Below are 16,449 nucleotides of genomic sequence, written 5' to 3'. Positions count from 1 at the left end.
AAAACGACACTTAGCGCTACCCAGTTGGGGTGGAGGGCTAGGCTGAGACGCCCAGCTTCTCGAGGATGAGCTCGCGGACCCGGCCGGCGTCGGCCTGGCCGCGGGTGGCCTTCATGACCCCGCCCACGATGGCGCCGATGGCCTGGACCTTGCCGCCGCGAATCTTGTCGGCGACGTCGGGCTGCGCGGCAAGCGCGGCGTCGATGGCTTCCAGCAGCGGACCGTCATCGGACACCACGGCGAGGCCGCGCTGCTCCACGATGTCCGCCGGGGTGCCTTCGCCGGCGAGGACGCCGTCCAGCACCTGGGACGCCATCTTGTTGTTGATCTTGCCGTCTTCCACCATGCGGTTGAGCTCCACGATGGTGCGGGGCTGGACGCCAAGCTGGCCCGGATCCACGTCTGCTGCCTTGGCACGGCCCACGATTTCGCCCATCCACCACTTGCGCGCAACGGACGCGCTGGCACCGGCGGCAATGGTCTCCTCGATCTCGTCCAGGACGCCGGCATTCACCACGTCCCGGAATTCCAGGTCCGAGTAGCCCCAGTCGGCCTTCAGCCGCTTGCGGCGCTCGGCCGGAGGCTCGGGCAGCGTGGCGCGCAGTTCCTCGACCCATTCCCGCGACGCAACCACAGGAACGAGGTCCGGCTCGGGGAAATAGCGGTAGTCGTCGGCGTCGGACTTCGGCCGGCCCGAGGTGGTGGTGCGGGTGTCCTCGTGCCAGTGGCGGGTTTCCTGCACCACGGGGTTGCCGGCATCCAGGACGGCGGCGTGGCGCTGGATCTCGTAGCGGACGGCGTGTTCGACGGCGCGCAGCGAGTTGACGTTCTTCGTTTCGGATCGGATGCCAAAGCGTTCGCGCCCGTGCGGGCGGAGCGAAACGTTCGCGTCGCACCGCACGTTGCCGCGTTCCATCCGGGCATCCGAGACGCCCAGGTTCTTCACGATTTCACGGATGGCGGCCACGTACGCCTTGGCCAGTTCCGGGGCACGGGAGCCTGCCCCCTCGATCGGCTTGGTGACGATTTCCACCAGCGGCACGCCGGCGCGGTTGTAATCGACCAGCGAGAACTCCGCCCCGTGGATGCGGCCGGTGGCACCGCCCATGTGGGTCAGCTTGCCGGCGTCCTCTTCCATGTGGGCGCGCTCGATCTCCACGCGGAACACGGTGCCGTCTTCGAGTTCGACGTCCAGGTAGCCGTCGTACGCGATGGGTTCGTCGTACTGGGAGGTCTGGAAGTTCTTGGGAGTGTCCGGGTAGAAGTAGTTCTTCCGGGCGAAGCGGCAGCTCTCCGCGATCTTGCAGTTCAGCGCCAGGCCGATCTTGATGGAGGACTCGACAGCGGTCTTGTTCACCACGGGCAGGACGCCCGGCATGCCGAGGTCCACCTCGTTGACGTTGGTGTTGGGTTCATCGCCAAAGACGTTCGGAGCGGAGGAGAACATCTTGGTGTTGGTGTTGAGCTCCACGTGGACCTCGAACCCCAGGACGGGATCGTATTTCTCCATGGCCTCTTCGAAGCTCAGGATTTCCTCGGTGATCATTATTTTGCCTCCTGGGTTTCGAGGGCCGGGGAGCCGGCAAGTTCGGGGGCCTGTGCCAGCAGCGGGCCGCCCCATTTTTCCTCGAGCAGTGATTCCAGCACCGCGCCGACGCGGTACAGGCGGGCGTCCTCGCGGGCGGGGGCCAGCAGCTGGATGCCGACGGGCAGCCCGTCCTCATCCGCCAGGCCGCCTGGCAGTGATAGTCCCGGGACACCGGCGAGGTTTGCCGGGATGGTTGCCACGTCGTTGAGGTACATGGCCAGCGGGTCGTCGAGCTTTTCGCCCAGGCGGAACGCGGTAGTGGGCGCCGTGGGCGAAATCAGGACGTCGGCGACCGTGAAGGCGGCGTCAAAGTCGCGCTGAACCAGGGTGCGGACCTTCTGCGCGGAGCCGTAGTACGCGTCGTAGTAGCCGGCGGACAGCGCGTAGGTGCCCAGGATGATGCGGCGCTTGACCTCGTCGCCGAAGCCTGCGGCACGGGTGGCACCCATGACGCGTTCGATGGTCATGGGACCGTCCTCGGGCAGGACGCGCAGGCCGTACCTGACGCCGTCGAACTTGGCCAGGTTGGAGGACGCCTCGGACGGCATGATCAGGTAGTACGCGCCCAGCGCGTACTGGAAGTTGGGGCAGGAGACCTCCACGATCTCGGCGCCGGCGTCCTTGAGCAGCTCCAGGGCTTCCTTGAAGCGGTTTTCGACACCGGCCTGGTAGCCCTCGCCGTGCAGTTCCTTGATGATGCCCACGCGCAGGCCCTCGACGTTGCCGGTCTTCGCCGCGGCTACGAGGTCCGCCAGCGGGTCGGGCAGGGAAGTGGAGTCGCGGGGGTCATGGCCGCCGATCACCTGGTGCAGCAGTGCCGAGTCCAGGACGGTGCGGGTGACAGGACCGATCTGGTCCAGCGAGGATGCCATGGCGATGGCGCCGTAGCGGGACACGCTGCCGTAGGTGGGCTTGACGCCCACGGTGCCGGTGACGGCGCCGGGCTGGCGGATGGAGCCGCCGGTGTCCGTGCCCAGTGCCAGCGGGGCCTCAAACGCGGCGACGGCGGCAGCGGACCCGCCGCCGGATCCGCCCGGGATGCGGTCCAGGTCCCATGGGTTTCGCGTGGGTCCGTAGGCCGAGTGCTCGGTGGAGGAGCCCATGGCGAACTCATCCAGGTTGGTCTTGCCCAGGATCGGCATCCTGGCCGCGCGCAGCCGCTCCACGACCGTGGCGTCGTAGGGGCTGTGCCAGCCTTCGAGGATCTTCGAGCCGGCAGTGGTGGGCTGGCCCACGGTGACGATCAGGTCCTTGACGGCGACGGGCACGCCGGCCAGGACATGCAGGGCCTCAGCTTCGGCGCCTCCCGCGGCGCGGATGGCATCCACTTCGGCGGCGACGGCCAGCGCTTCTTCGGCGTTGACATGCAGGAACGCGTTGACGCCGCGTTCGCCGCCGTCCACGGCGGCGATGCGGTCCAGGCAGGCCTGGGTGACGGCGACGGAGGTGACCTCGCCGGCGGCGAGCTTTGCGGCCAGTTCCGCGGCGGAAAGCCGGATCAGGGAGTCGGCGGTGTTCAGTTCAGTCATGGTTATGCCTCATCCAGGATTGCCGGGACCTTGAAACGGTTGTCTTCGGAATCCGGCGCGCCGGACAATGCCTGCTCGGCCGTGAAGGTGTGGCCCACAACGTCCTCGCGGAACACATTGGCCAGCGGGATCGGGTGGGACGTGGCCGGGACGTCGTCCCCGGCGGCCTGGCTGACGGACTTCACCGAATCCACGATGACGGCCAGCTCCCCGGCCATCCTGTCCAGCTCTTGGTCACTCATCTCGATGTGAGCGAGCCGCGCGAGATGCGCAACATCGTCACGGTTGATCGCAGCCATGGATCTCCCCTGCAAAGTACGGATTGTTTTCCGATCCAGTCTAGTGGGGAAACGGCCGGTGCCCCGCGTGGGTCAGCCCTTCTGGGCCACCAACTCGATTTCCACCAGCATCTTCGGGTCAAGGAACGGCAGCACGTGGACCAGGGAGAGCGTGGGGCGGATCTCGCCAAAGACCTCGCCGTGTGCCCGGCCGGCTTCCTCCCATTTGCTGATGTCCGTCAGGTACAGCTTGGACTGGACCACGTCACCGTAGCCGAAGCCTGCGTCGGAGAGGACGGTGCCAAGCTTCTCCAGGATGTAACGGGTCTGGGTGTAGAAATCCTCGCCCACTATCCCGTCCTCGCCGCTGGCCGCCGTAGCCGAAATGTAGAGGGTATTGTCCACCTGGACGGCCCGGGAATAGCCGAGGGTCTGTTCCCAGACGGAGCCGGTGCCGAAGGTTTTGCGCATGGTGGAGCCTTTCAAAGCCGGAACGGGTCGGCACCACTTTAGGGCTGGTGCACGTCCAGCCGGTAAACCAGCAGCTTTATGTCGGTCCCCGGGACCAGCCAGTCACGCTCGGGGATCCGGCGGAAGCCGGTGGCCCGGTAGAGGCCGTGCGCACTAAGCCAGCTTTCGCCGGTGGTCAGTGCCACGGCGCGAATCCCCGGAAGCGCCCGGGCGTGCGCGATGATCGCTTCCAGCAGGGCCCGTCCGGCGCCGCTGCGCTGGACGGCGGGGTCCACGACGAGCATGCGGAATTCGAGTTCATCATGCAGCGCGATGTCCGCATAAGGTTCTCCGGCCACAGCCAGCGTCACAGACCCCACGACGGCGCCGTCACGCTCGGCAACCCAAATGGTGGCCTCACCGGCGCGCAGGGCGACGTCCTGGATCTTGCGCATGTACGGGTGGTCCGCGTCATCGAAGTACCCCGCAGCGAGGTAGGCGTCGCGCGTGATGCGGGCGACGTCGTCGTAATCTGCCTCGACGGCGGGACGGATGGTTATCTGCGGCTGCACCCGTCAATGGTAGTGGCGGGCGCAGCCGCAGAGGCGCCGGAGGGCATTTTCCGTGACTGAACTATCACTCCCCGCGCCGGGTCAGAGCGGAAACCTGCCCGAAAGCTCCAGCCCCGCGGCGCACGTCCAGGCGTCCAGGCGTTCCTGGTCCGACGGGCCGCCGTCCAGCGGGCTGGCCAGCCGCGGCCGGCGCACCCAGCAGCCGGCCTCCTCGGCGATCAGGGCACCGGCGGCGAAGTCGTGTTCATTGAGTCCCCGCTCGCCGTAGGCGTCGTGCGTGCCGTCCGCCACCATGCACAGGTCGAGGGCGGCCGAGCCCAGCCGCCGCACGTCGGCGAAGCCTTCGGCCAGTTCCGCAAACGCTGCTGCCTGCTGCGACCGGACGGCCGGATCGTAGCTGAAGCCGGTGGCCAGGATCTGTCCGGTCCGCCCGGGCACCGGACCCTCCAGCCGGGTCAGCCGGCCGCCTTCCTCAAGCCATGCGCCCTCCCCGCGCACCGCGTGGTAGATCCGGCCGAGGGCAGGGGCGTGGACGACGCCGGCCAGCCACGTACCGTCCGGACCGGCCACTGCCACCGAGGTGGCGTAGTAGACGATGTTTCGGATGAAGTTGGTGGTGCCGTCCAGCGGGTCGATGGACCAGCGGTAGCCGCTGGGATCGGCGGGGCGCGTGGTGCCGTGTTCCTCGCCGGTGATGCTGTCGCCCGGGCGGGCCGCGGTGATGACGCCCCGGACGGCGTCCTCGGCCGCGACGTCGAAGGCGGTCACCCAGTCCCCTGCCGCGCCCTTGTTGCTCGGCGCAAGGGCGTCGGCGGTGCGCCCGACGAGTACTTCGGCGCCCGCTGCGGCTGCTGCCCTGGCAACGGCAAGGAGTTCGTCCGCGGCGGTCACGCCTGATCCTCCGCGGTGTCGGCCGCTTCTTCCGGCACATCCGGATCCGGCGTGACTGCCCCGCCCCCCAGTGCCGCCGGTCCGCCGTCGAGCAGTTTCCGGAAGCCCTCCTCGTCCAGGACGGGAATGCCCAACTGCTCGGCCTTGTCCAGCTTGGTGCCCGCGCTTTCGCCGGCCACCAGGTAGTCGGTTTTCTTAGAGACCGAGCCCGACGCCTTGCCGCCGCGGACCAGGATGGCTTCCTTGGCCTCGTCCCGGCTGAAGTTGGGAAGGGAGCCGGTGACCACCACGGTGACGCCTTCCAGCGTCCGGGGGGTGGATTCGTCGCGTTCATCTGCCATCCGGACACCGGCGGCCGCCCAGCGGTCCACGATCTCCCGGTGCCAGTCCTCCGCGAACCACTCCTTGAGGGCCGCGGCGATGGTGGGGCCGACACCGTCCACGCCCGCCAGTTCCTCCTCCGATGCCTGCCGGATGGCGTCCATGGTTCCGAATTCGGTGGCCAGTGCCCGCGAGGCACGCGGGCCGACGTGCCGGATGGACAGCGCCACCAACACCCGCCACAGCGGCTGGGACTTGGCCTTGTCCAGCTCCTTGAACAGTTTTTGGGTGGTGGCCGTGGGCTTGGACGGGGACTTGGCCGTGCCTTTGCTGTAGAAGTACGGCACAAGTTCGAACTCCCCGGTGGACATGCCCTTGCTCCGCTTTTCCCGCCGGATCCGGACCTCGGCGAGGGACTCGGGGGTGAGGTCGAAGAGGTTGGCCTCGGAAGTCAGCGGTGGCACTTCCGGTTCAGCAGGCTGCGTCAGCGCGATGGCCGCTTCCCAGCCGAGTGCCTCGATGTCGAACGCCCCGCGGCCCGCAAGGTGGAAGACCCGCTCTCGCAGCTGCGACGGGCAGGACCTGGCATTGGGGCAGCGGATGTCCACGTCCCCCTCCTTGGCCGGCTTGAGCGGCGTGCCGCAGGAGGGGCATTCGGTGGGCATCACGAAGTCGCGGACCGGCGGGTCCTGCTGGTCCCGAAGCGCCAGGACGGGTCCCACGATTTCCGGGATGACATCACCGGCTTTGCGGAGCACCACGATATCGCCGATCTTCACACCTTTGGCCTGCACCACGTCCTGGTTGTGGAGCGTGGCCATCTCCACGGTGGACCCGGCCACCTTGACGGGCTCCATGATGCCGTAGGGGGTGACCCGGCCGGTGCGTCCCACGTTCACTGCGATGTCCAGCAGCTTGGTGTGCACTTCCTCGGGCGGGTACTTGTAGGCGACTGCCCAGCGCGGAACACGGCTGGTGTAGCCCAGGCCGCGCTGGGTGGCGAAGGTGTCCGCCTTGACCACGATGCCGTCGATCTCGTGGAGCAGTTTGTGGCGCTGCTCGCCATATTTCCGGATGAACTCCAGCACCTCGTCCAGCCCGTCCAGGACCTCGTAGTAGGGGCTGACCGGCAGGCCCCATGACTTCATCAACGCATAGGTTTCGGACTGGCTCCTGGCCTCCAGGCCTTCCCGGGCGCCGATGCCGTGGACGAACATCTTCAGCGGCCGCTTGGCCGTTTCCGCCGGGTCCTTTTGCCTCAGCGAGCCGGCAGCGGCGTTGCGCGGGTTCGCCAGCGGCGCCTTGCCCGCCTCGATGAGCGCGGCGTTGAACTCCGCGAAGGCCTTGGACGGGATGAAGACCTCGCCGCGGACTTCCATCTCCGCCGGAAAGCCGGAACCCGTGAGCTGCTGCGGGATCTCCTTGATGGTGAGGACGTTGTGGGTGATGTCTTCGCCGGTGGTGCCGTCTCCCCGGGTGGCGGCCCGGACCAGTTTCCCGTCACGGTAGAGGAGGTTGACCGCGAGTCCGTCGATCTTGAGTTCGGTCAGCCAGGCGGTTGCGGCGGCGCCGTCACCCAGCCTGGCGATGCTGGCCCGGGCCTTGGCAAGCCAGGCTTCGAGCTCATCGAGGGAGAAGACGTCCTCGAGGCTGTACATCCGCTGCAGGTGCTCCACCGCGGCGAAGGCCGCCGAGACTTCGCCGCCGACTTCCTGGGTCGGTGAGTCGTTGGCCACCAGCTCGGGGTGCAGCGCCTCGATTTCCTCCAGGCGGCGGAAGAGCGCGTCGAACTCGGCGTCCGAGACAAGGGGTGAGTCTTCCTGGTAGTACGCAAACCGGTATTTGCGGACCAAGTCCACCAGGTTCTCGTACTCCCCGCGAATCGAACCGGCGGGAGTCGACTCCTGGCTGTCCTGTCCGTCGGTCCTGGTGTCGGTCAATTCTGCGGGGCCTGGTCCTGTGCTCACAGACCTATCTTGCCTTACCGCCGGGAGGGTCGCTCAGTGCGCCCGCACCCGGTTCCTGCCGTACCAGGCGAAGGCGGCGGCGCTGATTCCCACGAGCATGCCGCCGGCGGTGATGTTCAGCGGGTCAGGCCCGCCGGACCCGCCAACGCGGGACAGCTTGGCCTCTGTGGGGCGGGCGGACCGCGTGTAGGGGGTGTCCCAGTTGGACTCCGTGGACGGTTCCGCCGAACCCGGATGTGAAGGCGAGGGCGTAGCCGTCTTCGCCGGTGCCGCCGTTGCCGGGGGCGGGGCAGGCACCGTTGCCGGGGTGGCAGGGACGGGATCCACCTCAGGGCCTTGCGGAGCCGGGGCTTCCGGGGGTGCGGGCTCTGCAGGTGCCGGCGGGCCGGGCGTCTCCTTGTTCTTGCCGCGTCCCTCACCGGGCCGGGATTCCGTTCCCAGGCAGGATTCTCCGCAGTCCGGGGATGTAGTGGCGTCCGGCGAATCAGCCGCCGCCACACCGCCTGCCGAGAGGCTCACCGAGAGCGCCAGGACCGCGGCCGAGGCCGAAGCGGACATGGCGCGGAGTGCCGATTGGGAGGGGGTCATTGCTACCTTTCGATGCGCGCAGTCCCCCCACCCGCGGCTTTCTGGTCCAACCGGTAGTCTGCTATACCTCCCGGAGGGCCGCAAATCAGGCAGCGCCCGCAGCCCTCGTATCCACCACGATCACGGTGACGTTGTCCCGGCCGCCGTGGTCCAGCGCGGCATGGATCAATTCCATGGCTGCGTCCTGCGGATCGGCCACCGTGTCGAGGATGCGGGCGATGCTCCGGTCGGCCAGTTCGCCTGTCAACCCGTCGGAGCAGACCAGGACCCTGTCGCCTGCTTCCGCAGGCACCAGCCAGAAGTCGGCTTCGTTGTCCTCGCCGGTCCCCAGGGCACGGGTGACCACATGCCGCTGCGGATGGCTGGCGGCTTCCTCGGCGCTGATCTCTCCGTCGTCCACGAGTTCCTGAACCAGCGAGTGGTCCACGCTCAGCTGTTCCAGGTGGCCGTGACTGAACCGGTACGTGCGGGAATCCCCCACGTTCATCACGAGCCAATAGGTCCGGCCCAGTTGCTCCACCAAGACGGCACCGGAGAGCGTGGTTCCAGCGCGGGATCCGGTGGCGCCGCGGATTGCAGCGTCCGCCCGGAGCAGGTGGGCCTGGAGGGCGGGCGCCGTGAGGCTCCGCTCCCCGGTTTCGACCTGGGGAATCGCCGCCAGCGACTGAACGCAAAGGCCGCTGGCCACCTCCCCGGCTTCATGGCCCCCCATGCCGTCGGCCACTGCGAAAACCGGTTCGCGGGCAAGGTAGGAATCCTCATTGAGCGCCCGGCGGTGTCCCCGGTCCGTGCCGTGGCCGCAGGTGAGGGCGAGCCGGGTGCCTGCGGTGGTGCCCGCGGCCTGGTTTGGTTGTGCGTTCATATCCGTCATCACGTTAGGACAGGCACCCGGCCTAGTCCACCACCAGGCCCTTACCCAGTCCGCGTGTCAGCCGCACCGGCCTGATCTCGCCGAAGCCGCGCACGTTCTCCGGGGGACGCGGCTCCATCACGAAGCGCTCGTCGTGTTCCAGTGCGGAGGCGGTCATGGAGTCGATCAGGACCGTTCCGGGGTCCGCCAGGGAGGTGAGGCGGGCTGCCAGGTTGACGGTGGGGCCGTAGATATCGCCAAGGCGGGACAGGATGCGGCCCCACACCATCGCCACGCGGGCCTCGGGGAGGATCTCGTCGTCAGTGAAAGCCTGCGCCAGCGCCAGCGAGATCTCCGCTCCGGCCGCCGGTGTTTCGGCAATGTAGAGGACTTCGTCTCCCACTGTCTTGACCAGCCTGCCGCCGCCCACGGAGATGATCTCGGCGCACTTGTTCTCGAACCGCTGGACCAGCCGGGCCAGCGTTTTCTCGTTCATCCGGCGGGAGAGGCTGGTATAGGAGACCAGGTCCGCGAAGCCCACGGCGCGCGCGAGCGGCAGCGGGGCGTCATCCTCATCGCCTTCGCGGCCTTCCTCGCTGGCGCGGAGTCCGGCTTCAGCCCGGACGGCCAGTCTTTGGATGCCTGCGTTCAGCTGCCGGCGCCAGGAGTAGACGAGCATTTCCTCAAGGGCATCGACCAGTGCGGGCAGTTCGTTGACCAGCCGTTTGCGGGCCACCGCGTCCGTCACGCCCTGTTCATGGACCATGTCTTCCACCAGGGCCTCGATTTGCCACACCACCATCCGGTCCGTCATCTGGCCGATTGACCGGGTGATTGAGATGGCGGCCTCTTCCGTCAGCTTCCCGGAGCGGACCAGGTCCACCACGGTCGAGAGCGCCGACTGGTCGCGTTCGGTGAAGGCAACGTCGTCGTCGCCGAAGTTGGGGAAGCCGAGGGCGCGCCACAGCTTGCGCGCGGACAGCAGGGAGAGCCCGGCGCCGGCTGCAACTTCACGCCGGCGGAGCTTGCGTTCGCCGCCCAGCAAGCGGGATTCGAGGGCCTTGGCTGCCAGCCGCTCGGCGGACATGGCCTCGGGCGCGGCAGGTTCGACGGTCTCCTCTGCGTGCTCACCGTTCATACCGTCCACCTTCTCCCGTTTCCTCTACTGCCTGCTCCGCCACTGCCTGTTCCGCCATCCTCCGGTTCCGTGCCGCCGAATTGCGCCGCTTCCGGCCCGGACTCCCGGGTGTCCGCAGGGAGCTCCGCGATGGCGTCGAGGATGAAGTCCCGGAACCGAGCCGCCTCCGGCACGTCCGGCAGGGTCATGGTGTCCTGGTATCCGGTTTCCAAGGATATATTCCCGCTTCGCAGCAGTCGCTGCAGCAGCGTTTCATGGACGGTGAGGTTACGCACGGAGGCGAGGTTCACCTGGTGTTCGCTGCGGCGCAGCATTCCTGAGCGGGCCAGGAGGCGGCGGCTGGTGAGGATGTAGCGGGTTCCGTGCCAGCGCAGGAGCCGCGGCAGGCAATAGCCCAGCCAGGCCGCCAGGACGGCGGCGGCAAGGGCGGCCACGAGCCAAGGCGTCCATTCCTGACGGAGGGCGGGCACCAGCCGCACAGCCTCCCCGCGGATCACCCAGGCCGCGGTGAACGCGGACATGGCGGGTGCAAGGATAAAAACAACGACGGCGCCGGCAAGTTTCCGTGGCTGCGGACGGGTGGTGACAATCACCTGCTCGCCCGGGACCAGGTGTTTACGCATAACCGTCCTGGCCGGAACTGTCCGGCGGCGTCCACGGCCGGAGGTGGACCACGTCGCCGGCCGTGACCACATGCTCACGGCCGTCCCGGTCCACCACGAGGAGGGACCCGAACTCGTCCAGCCGGGTGGCGTGCCCGATGATTTCGTGGTCGCCCGGCAGCTGCGCACGGACCTGCTTGCCCAGGGTGGCCATCACCGATTCGACGCGCTTGTGCAGTGAAGGGCCCCCCGCGAGCCCTGCCGCAGGGTCGCCGTCGGCGTTGCAGAAACTCCGGTAAAGCGAGGCGAAATGGGAAAGGTAGCTCTTAAGCAGCTCCGTGCGGTTCACGGTGCGGGGCGATTCCAGGACAACGGACGTGGCCGTGGGCACCGGCAGGTCCTCCTCCCGGAGCGTCACGTTCAGCCCAGTCCCCAGCACCACAGGCACGGATCCGTCCACCATGGGAGCCAGCTGGGCGAGGATGCCCGCGATTTTCCGGCCGCGGACCAGGACGTCATTGGGCCATTTCAGTTCAGCGGGGATCCCTGCGGTTTCGAGGAGGGTTTCACGCAGCGCCACGGCGGCGATCAGGGACAGCCATGAATAGGTGTCCGTGGGGAGGGGCCTGCCCTCCGCGTTGACGGGGCGCAGGACGACGGAGACGGAGACTGAGCTGAGCGGCGGCGCTTCCCAGTGCCGTTCCAGGCGGCCGCGTGCCGCTGTCTGGTACTCGGCGGTGAGGACGGAGAGGTCCGTCCAGGCGGCAGGATCGGATGCCACCGCCCGCAGCAGGTCCGCATTGGTGGAGCCGGTGGAGTCCACTACGTCCAGCCGGGGAATTCCGGCCGCCAACAGGAAACGCTGGTCTGCCAGTTCCGTCCTGTCCAGGGGGGTGCCTTGGGTGCGTGCGTCGTCCATGACTAGATCCTATCGACACGGACCGGCCGGAGCCCGCAGGATAACCGGGTGGAGGCGCGCCCTTCCAATGGCGGCCTAGAGGAAAATGTCCGGGACAAGCTGGTCCTCCGGCGCACCCAGGCTGTAGGGACCGAAATCCGCCACTCCGGCTGCGCGCAGCACCTCCTCGTCCGTATAAAAGTTCCCGCTCGCCGCCCGCCCTTCGCCCAGCGACCCGGTCAGGATGGCATGCGCGGCGTCCGCCATGATCCGGGGACCGCGCGCGGCCTGCACCATGTCCTCCCCGCGCGGCATGTTACGGATGGCGGCGGTGTCGATCAGGGTGCACGGCCACAGGGAGTTGACGGCGATCCCGTCTGCCGCGAGTTCCTCGGCGAGGCCCAGGGTGGTCAGGCTCATGCCGTACTTCGCCATCGTGTAGGCCAGGTGCCGGCCGGCCCAGGCCGGATCAAGGTTCAGCGGCGGTGAGAGCGTAAGGATGTGGCCGTGCGGGGACTGTCGCAGAGCCGGCAATGCCAGCTTGGACAGCAGGAAGGTGCCCCGGACGTTGATGTCCTGCATAAGGTCGTACTTTTTCATGTCGATCGCCTCCGTCGTGGAGAGGTCGATCGCGGAAGCGTTATTGATGACGGCGTCGATGCCGCCGAACCGCTCCACGGCCGAGTCAACGGCGCGCGCCACGTCCTCGTCCCGCCGGACGTCGCCCACCAGCGGAAGCGCCGCTCCGCCGGCTGCGGTGATCTGTTCGGCTGCCGTATATACGGTGCCCGCCAACCGGGGATGGGGTTCGCCGGTTTTGGCCATCAGGACGATGTTGGCCCCGTCCTGCGCCGCCCGTTCCGCGATGGCCAAGCCAATGCCGCGGCTTCCGCCGGAAATGAGGAGGGTCCGGCCCTGCAGGGATCCGCTGGCCTGATAGGGGCTGCCGGCGGCCGTCAAAGCGTCGTTGCTCGAAGTCATGGGAACACTGTAACCCAACTAAGTTACTGACCAGTAACATTACGTTGCGGCTGAGGGCACGACTGAAAATTGTAGGTTCCCTACAGCTGCAGGGGCAGGATGCGTCACTAGACTAGCCAGCAGGGTCCGTTTTTTGTGTGGAAGCTACTTAAGGTCCGGCAGCCACGGTCCGCCAGCAAAGACAGCGCCACAGAACCAACTGCTACAGAGCCGGAGATATCCATGAGCCACGATCTGACAACGACAGCGGGAAAGATCGCCGATTTCCGCGACCGCCAGGCCCGTGCAGAGCAGCCCTCCGGCCCCGAGGCCATCGAAAAGCAGCATGCGCGAGGGAAGAACACCGCCCGGGAGCGAATCGCCCTGCTGCTGGATGAGGACTCCTTTGTTGAATTCGACGCCCTCGCCGTACACCGTTCCACGGCCTTCGGCATGGAGAAGAAGAAACCGCTCGGCGATGGCCTCGTTTCCGGGTACGGCACCGTTGACGGCCGCCTGGTGGCGGTCTACAGCCAGGACTTCTCCGTCTACGGCGGCTCGCTGAGCCAGGTCAACGGCGAGAAGATCGTCAAGGTTCAGGAATTTGCGCTCCGCAACGGCTGCCCCGTCGTCGGAATCCTGGACGGCGGCGGCGCCCGCATCCAGGAAGGCGTCGCCTCCCTCGCCATGTTCGCGGACATCTTCCGCAATAACGTGCACGCGTCAGGCGTGGTGCCGCAGATCTCGCTGATTATGGGCCCCTCCGCAGGCGGTGCGGCCTACTCCCCCGCCCTGACCGATTACGTGGTGATGGTGGACAAGACTTCACACATGTTCATCACGGGCCCCGACGTCATCAAGACCGTCACCGGTGAAGACGTGGACATGGAGACCTTGGGCGGCGCCCGGCAGCACAACGCCACCACCGGGACCTCCAGCTACCTCGCCTCGGATGAAACGGACGCCATCGACTTCGTCCGCGAACTGCTGGACTTCCTGCCCTCCAACAACCTCTCCGAGGCGCCGGTGCTGGAGCACCACCAGGAGCTTGAGGTCGACGATGACGACCTCGTCCTGGACACGCTGATCCCGGACTCCGCCAACCAGCCGTATGACATGCGCAGCGTGGTGGAGCAGATCGTGGACGACGGGCACTTCCTGGAGATGCAGGCTCTCTACGCGCCGAACGTGATGATCGGCTACGGCCGGGTGGAGGGCCACACCGTGGGCATCGTCGCGAACCAGCCGCTGCAATTCGCCGGAACCCTGGACATCGCCGCTTCGGAAAAGGCGGCCCGCTTTGTCCGCCACTGCGACGCATTCAACATCCCCATCATCACCCTGGTGGACGTGCCCGGATTCCTGCCCGGCAAGGACCAGGAGTTCCAGGGCATCATCCGCCGCGGAGCCAAGCTGCTCTACGCGTACGCCGAAGCTACCGTCCCCAAACTCACCGTCATCACGCGCAAGGCGTACGGCGGCGCGTACATCGTCATGGGCTCCAAGAAGCTCGGCGCGGACCTGAACCTGGCATGGCCGACGGCGCAGATCGGTGTGATGGGTGCCCAGGGCGCGGTGAACATCCTGTACCGCCGCGACATCGCCGCCGTGGCCGAGGCCGGCGGCGACGTCGAGGCCCGCCGCGCGGAAATGATCCGCCAGTACGAAGAGGAACTCCTCAACCCCTACCAGGCAGCGCAGCTGGGATACGTGGATGCCGTTATCGCGCCCTCCGAGACCCGGGTGCAGATTATCCGCGGGCTCCGGGCCCTGCGGGACAAGCGCGCCAGCCTTCCCGCCAAGAAGCACGGGAACATTCCGCTGTGACGGATCCCAAGGAAGACCAGGCATTCGACGCCCAGGCAAACGGAGAACAGGCACCCGAAGCGCCGCTGCTTTCCGTGGTCAAGGGACAACCTACGGCCGAAGAGCTCGCTGCGCTGACCGCCGTCGTACTTTCCGTGGGCGGAAGCGAAAGCGCCGGCACCGTCCGCCCCAGCGTCCGCCACTGGGTGCGGCGGCAACAGCTGCGTCTGGCGCCCACCCCCGGCCCCGGGGCGTGGAAGCGCAGCAGGGGCTGACGTTCGACTAGTCTCGGGGGTGTGACTACCGACACCCGCCGCCCGCACACCCGCATTGACGCCGTCGCCGACGATTACACCGAGACCCTCATCGCGCTGAACCCGACGTTTGCCACCACCTTGGGCATCCCGGGCCACGAAACCGAGTACCAGGACTTTTCACCGGCCGGAATCGCTGGGTTTGCCGAGGCTGCCCGCGACGCCTTGACCCGGCTGGAGGGTCTGGAGCCCGAAGATGATGTGGACGCCGTCACCCTCGATGCGATGCAGGAGCGGCTCGGGCTGCAGCTGCTGATCCACGCCTCCGGCTGGGACTATGCGGACCTGAACAACATCGCTTCCCCCGCGCAGGACATCCGCGCCATTTTCGACCTCATGCCCACCGACACGGAAGAGCAGTGGGAACACATTGCCGGCCGCGCCCGCAACGTTCCAGGGGCCATCGACGGATATGTCGAGTCACTGCGGGAAGCGCGCGACGCCGGCCGGGTTGCCGCCGCGCGCCAGGTCAGGATAGTAGCGGGGCAGGCTGCGAAGTACGCGGCGGAGGAAGGCTTCTTTGCCCGGCTCGCAGCCGATGCGGCGACGGCAACCGGCCCCCTGGGCCCCGCCACGCAGAAAATGCTCGACGACGGCGCTGCCGCTGCCCGGGACGCCTACGCCCGCCTCGCGGAATTCCTCGAAACTGAACTGCTGCCGTCCGCTCCGGAGAAGGACGCGGTGGGCCGGGCCCGCTACGCCTTGGCCTCGCGGTCCTTCCTGGGCGCCACCGTTGACCTGGAAGAGACGTACGCGTGGGGCGTGCAGGAACTCGACCGGCTGATCACCCAGCAGGAGGAGGTGGCCAACCTGATCAGCCCTGGCGCCACCATCGCGGAGGCCAAAGACCTCCTCGACAAGGATCCCGCGCGGCAGCTGAAGGGTACAGACGCGCTCCGGGAGTGGATGCAGGCGCTCTCCGACAAGGCTGTGGCGGAGCTGGCCGGCGTGCACTTCGAGATTCCGGACGTGATGAGGAAACTCGAATGCCGGATCGCGCCTACCGATGAAGGCGGCATTTATTACACCGGCCCCTCGGACGATTTCAGCCGGCCTGGCCGGATGTGGTGGTCCGTCCCCGCCGGGGAGGACACCTTTACCACGTGGGCCGAGACCACCACCGTGTTCCACGAGGGCGTGCCCGGCCACCACCTCCAGGTGGCCACCGCGACGTACCGCCGCGAGCTGCTCAACAACTGGAGAAGGAACGTGTGCTGGACTTCGGGGCACGGCGAAGGCTGGGCACTGTATGCCGAGAAGCTGATGCACGAGCTCGGCTACCTGTCCGATCCCGGCGACCTGATGGGCATGCTGGACATGCAGCGCATGCGTGCGGCGCGCGTGGTCTTCGATATCGGCGTCCACCTTGAGCTCGACATGCCGGAACGATGGGGCTCCGGCGCCTGGACTGCGGTCAAGGGCTACGCCTTCCTCAAGGAGAACCTGCCCATCAGCGAGGGGCAGCTGGACTTCGAGTTCGCCCGGTACCTGGGCTGGCCGGGCCAGGCGCCGTCCTACAAGGTGGGTCAGCGGCTGTGGGAGCAGATCCGTGCGGACCTTGAGGCCCGGCCCGGGTTCGACCTGAAGGAGTTCCACACGCGGGCCCTGAACGTCGGCTCGGTGGGACTCGACACCCTCCGCCGGGCGCTGCTTAAGTAAGCCGAACCCTTCGGGGTGGGAGGGCGACATCCTCGGCG

At 67.5% G+C, this 16,449-nt stretch carries 16 protein-coding genes; 3 read left to right on the top strand and 13 right to left on the bottom strand.

What is annotated here, in order from left to right; genetic code table 11:
• Positions 1-37: 37 nt before the first annotated feature.
• From gatB to ACFWIX_RS07040, 13 genes are all read right to left on the bottom strand, one after another.
• Positions 38-1,546: an Asp-tRNA(Asn)/Glu-tRNA(Gln) amidotransferase subunit GatB gene (gene gatB / locus ACFWIX_RS07100; protein WP_377215409.1), complete on the bottom strand. Its 1,509-nt coding sequence runs from the start codon at positions 1,544-1,546 to the stop codon at positions 38-40.
• Positions 1,546-3,117: an Asp-tRNA(Asn)/Glu-tRNA(Gln) amidotransferase subunit GatA gene (gene gatA, locus ACFWIX_RS07095; RefSeq protein WP_377215408.1), complete on the bottom strand. Its 1,572-nt coding sequence runs from the start codon at positions 3,115-3,117 to the stop codon at positions 1,546-1,548. The genes gatB and gatA overlap by 1 nt, the downstream gene beginning before the upstream one ends.
• 2 nt (positions 3,118-3,119) lie before the next feature.
• Positions 3,120-3,416: an Asp-tRNA(Asn)/Glu-tRNA(Gln) amidotransferase subunit GatC gene (gene gatC, locus ACFWIX_RS07090; RefSeq protein WP_377215407.1), complete on the bottom strand. Its 297-nt coding sequence runs from the start codon at positions 3,414-3,416 to the stop codon at positions 3,120-3,122.
• 72 nt (positions 3,417-3,488) lie between these two features.
• The gene (locus tag ACFWIX_RS07085) at positions 3,489-3,866 is read right to left on the bottom strand and encodes a RidA family protein (RefSeq protein WP_377215406.1); all 378 of its coding nucleotides are present in this window, start codon (positions 3,864-3,866) and stop codon (positions 3,489-3,491) included.
• A 38-nt stretch (positions 3,867-3,904) separates the two neighbouring features.
• Entirely contained in the window at positions 3,905-4,417 is a 513-nt protein-coding gene (locus ACFWIX_RS07080; protein ID WP_377215405.1) for a GNAT family N-acetyltransferase, read from the bottom strand.
• A gap of 81 nt (positions 4,418-4,498) precedes the next feature.
• Positions 4,499-5,308, bottom strand: coding sequence for an inositol monophosphatase family protein (locus ACFWIX_RS07075; protein WP_377215404.1), 810 nt, complete (start codon positions 5,306-5,308; stop codon positions 4,499-4,501).
• Complete coding sequence (gene ligA / locus ACFWIX_RS07070) at positions 5,305-7,569, bottom strand: NAD-dependent DNA ligase LigA (protein WP_377215514.1); 2,265 nt, start codon at positions 7,567-7,569, stop codon at positions 5,305-5,307. The genes ACFWIX_RS07075 and ligA overlap by 4 nt, the downstream gene beginning before the upstream one ends.
• Positions 7,570-7,629: 60 nt before the next feature.
• Positions 7,630-8,184 carry a hypothetical protein gene (locus ACFWIX_RS07065; RefSeq protein ID WP_377215403.1) on the bottom strand — a complete coding sequence of 185 codons (555 nt, stop codon included), beginning with the start codon at positions 8,182-8,184 and terminating at the stop codon, positions 7,630-7,632.
• A gap of 85 nt (positions 8,185-8,269) precedes the next feature.
• Positions 8,270-9,046 (bottom strand): PP2C family protein-serine/threonine phosphatase, encoded by a 777-nt coding sequence (locus ACFWIX_RS07060; RefSeq protein WP_377215402.1) that lies wholly within the window; start codon positions 9,044-9,046, stop codon positions 8,270-8,272.
• A gap of 31 nt (positions 9,047-9,077) precedes the next feature.
• Positions 9,078-10,172 carry an adenylate/guanylate cyclase domain-containing protein gene (locus ACFWIX_RS07055; RefSeq protein ID WP_377215401.1) on the bottom strand — a complete coding sequence of 365 codons (1,095 nt, stop codon included), beginning with the start codon at positions 10,170-10,172 and terminating at the stop codon, positions 9,078-9,080.
• On the bottom strand, positions 10,169-10,795 hold the full coding sequence (locus ACFWIX_RS07050) for a PH domain-containing protein (RefSeq protein ID WP_377215400.1): 627 nt from the start codon (positions 10,793-10,795) through the stop codon (positions 10,169-10,171). The genes ACFWIX_RS07055 and ACFWIX_RS07050 overlap by 4 nt, the downstream gene beginning before the upstream one ends.
• A complete protein-coding gene (locus ACFWIX_RS07045) occupies positions 10,788-11,693 on the bottom strand; it encodes a biotin--[acetyl-CoA-carboxylase] ligase (protein WP_377215399.1) in 906 nt (301 codons plus the stop codon). Before ACFWIX_RS07045 ends, ACFWIX_RS07050 begins: the two co-directional genes overlap by 8 nt.
• Positions 11,694-11,768: 75 nt before the next feature.
• On the bottom strand, positions 11,769-12,653 hold the full coding sequence (locus tag ACFWIX_RS07040; RefSeq protein WP_377215398.1) for an SDR family oxidoreductase: 885 nt from the start codon (positions 12,651-12,653) through the stop codon (positions 11,769-11,771).
• Between the two features lie 222 nt (positions 12,654-12,875).
• Here ACFWIX_RS07040 and ACFWIX_RS07035 point away from each other — a divergent pair, with 222 nt between their 5' ends.
• Genes ACFWIX_RS07035 through ACFWIX_RS07025 form a run of 3 tightly spaced genes read left to right on the top strand, consistent with a single transcriptional unit; the run spans position 12,876 to position 16,411 of the window.
• On the top strand, positions 12,876-14,459 hold the full coding sequence (locus tag ACFWIX_RS07035; protein ID WP_377215397.1) for an acyl-CoA carboxylase subunit beta: 1,584 nt from the start codon (positions 12,876-12,878) through the stop codon (positions 14,457-14,459).
• Positions 14,456-14,713: an acyl-CoA carboxylase subunit epsilon gene (locus tag ACFWIX_RS07030; RefSeq protein WP_377215396.1), complete on the top strand. Its 258-nt coding sequence runs from the start codon at positions 14,456-14,458 to the stop codon at positions 14,711-14,713. Before ACFWIX_RS07035 ends, ACFWIX_RS07030 begins: the two co-directional genes overlap by 4 nt.
• A 21-nt stretch (positions 14,714-14,734) precedes the next feature.
• On the top strand, positions 14,735-16,411 hold the full coding sequence (locus tag ACFWIX_RS07025; protein ID WP_377215395.1) for a DUF885 domain-containing protein: 1,677 nt from the start codon (positions 14,735-14,737) through the stop codon (positions 16,409-16,411).
• Positions 16,412-16,449 lie beyond the last annotated feature (38 nt).

The organism is Pseudarthrobacter sp. NPDC058362 (genome assembly GCF_042723515.1).
GTDB lineage: Bacteria > Actinomycetota > Actinomycetes > Actinomycetales > Micrococcaceae > Arthrobacter.
This window is presented reverse-complemented; position numbering and strand designations above follow the sequence as displayed.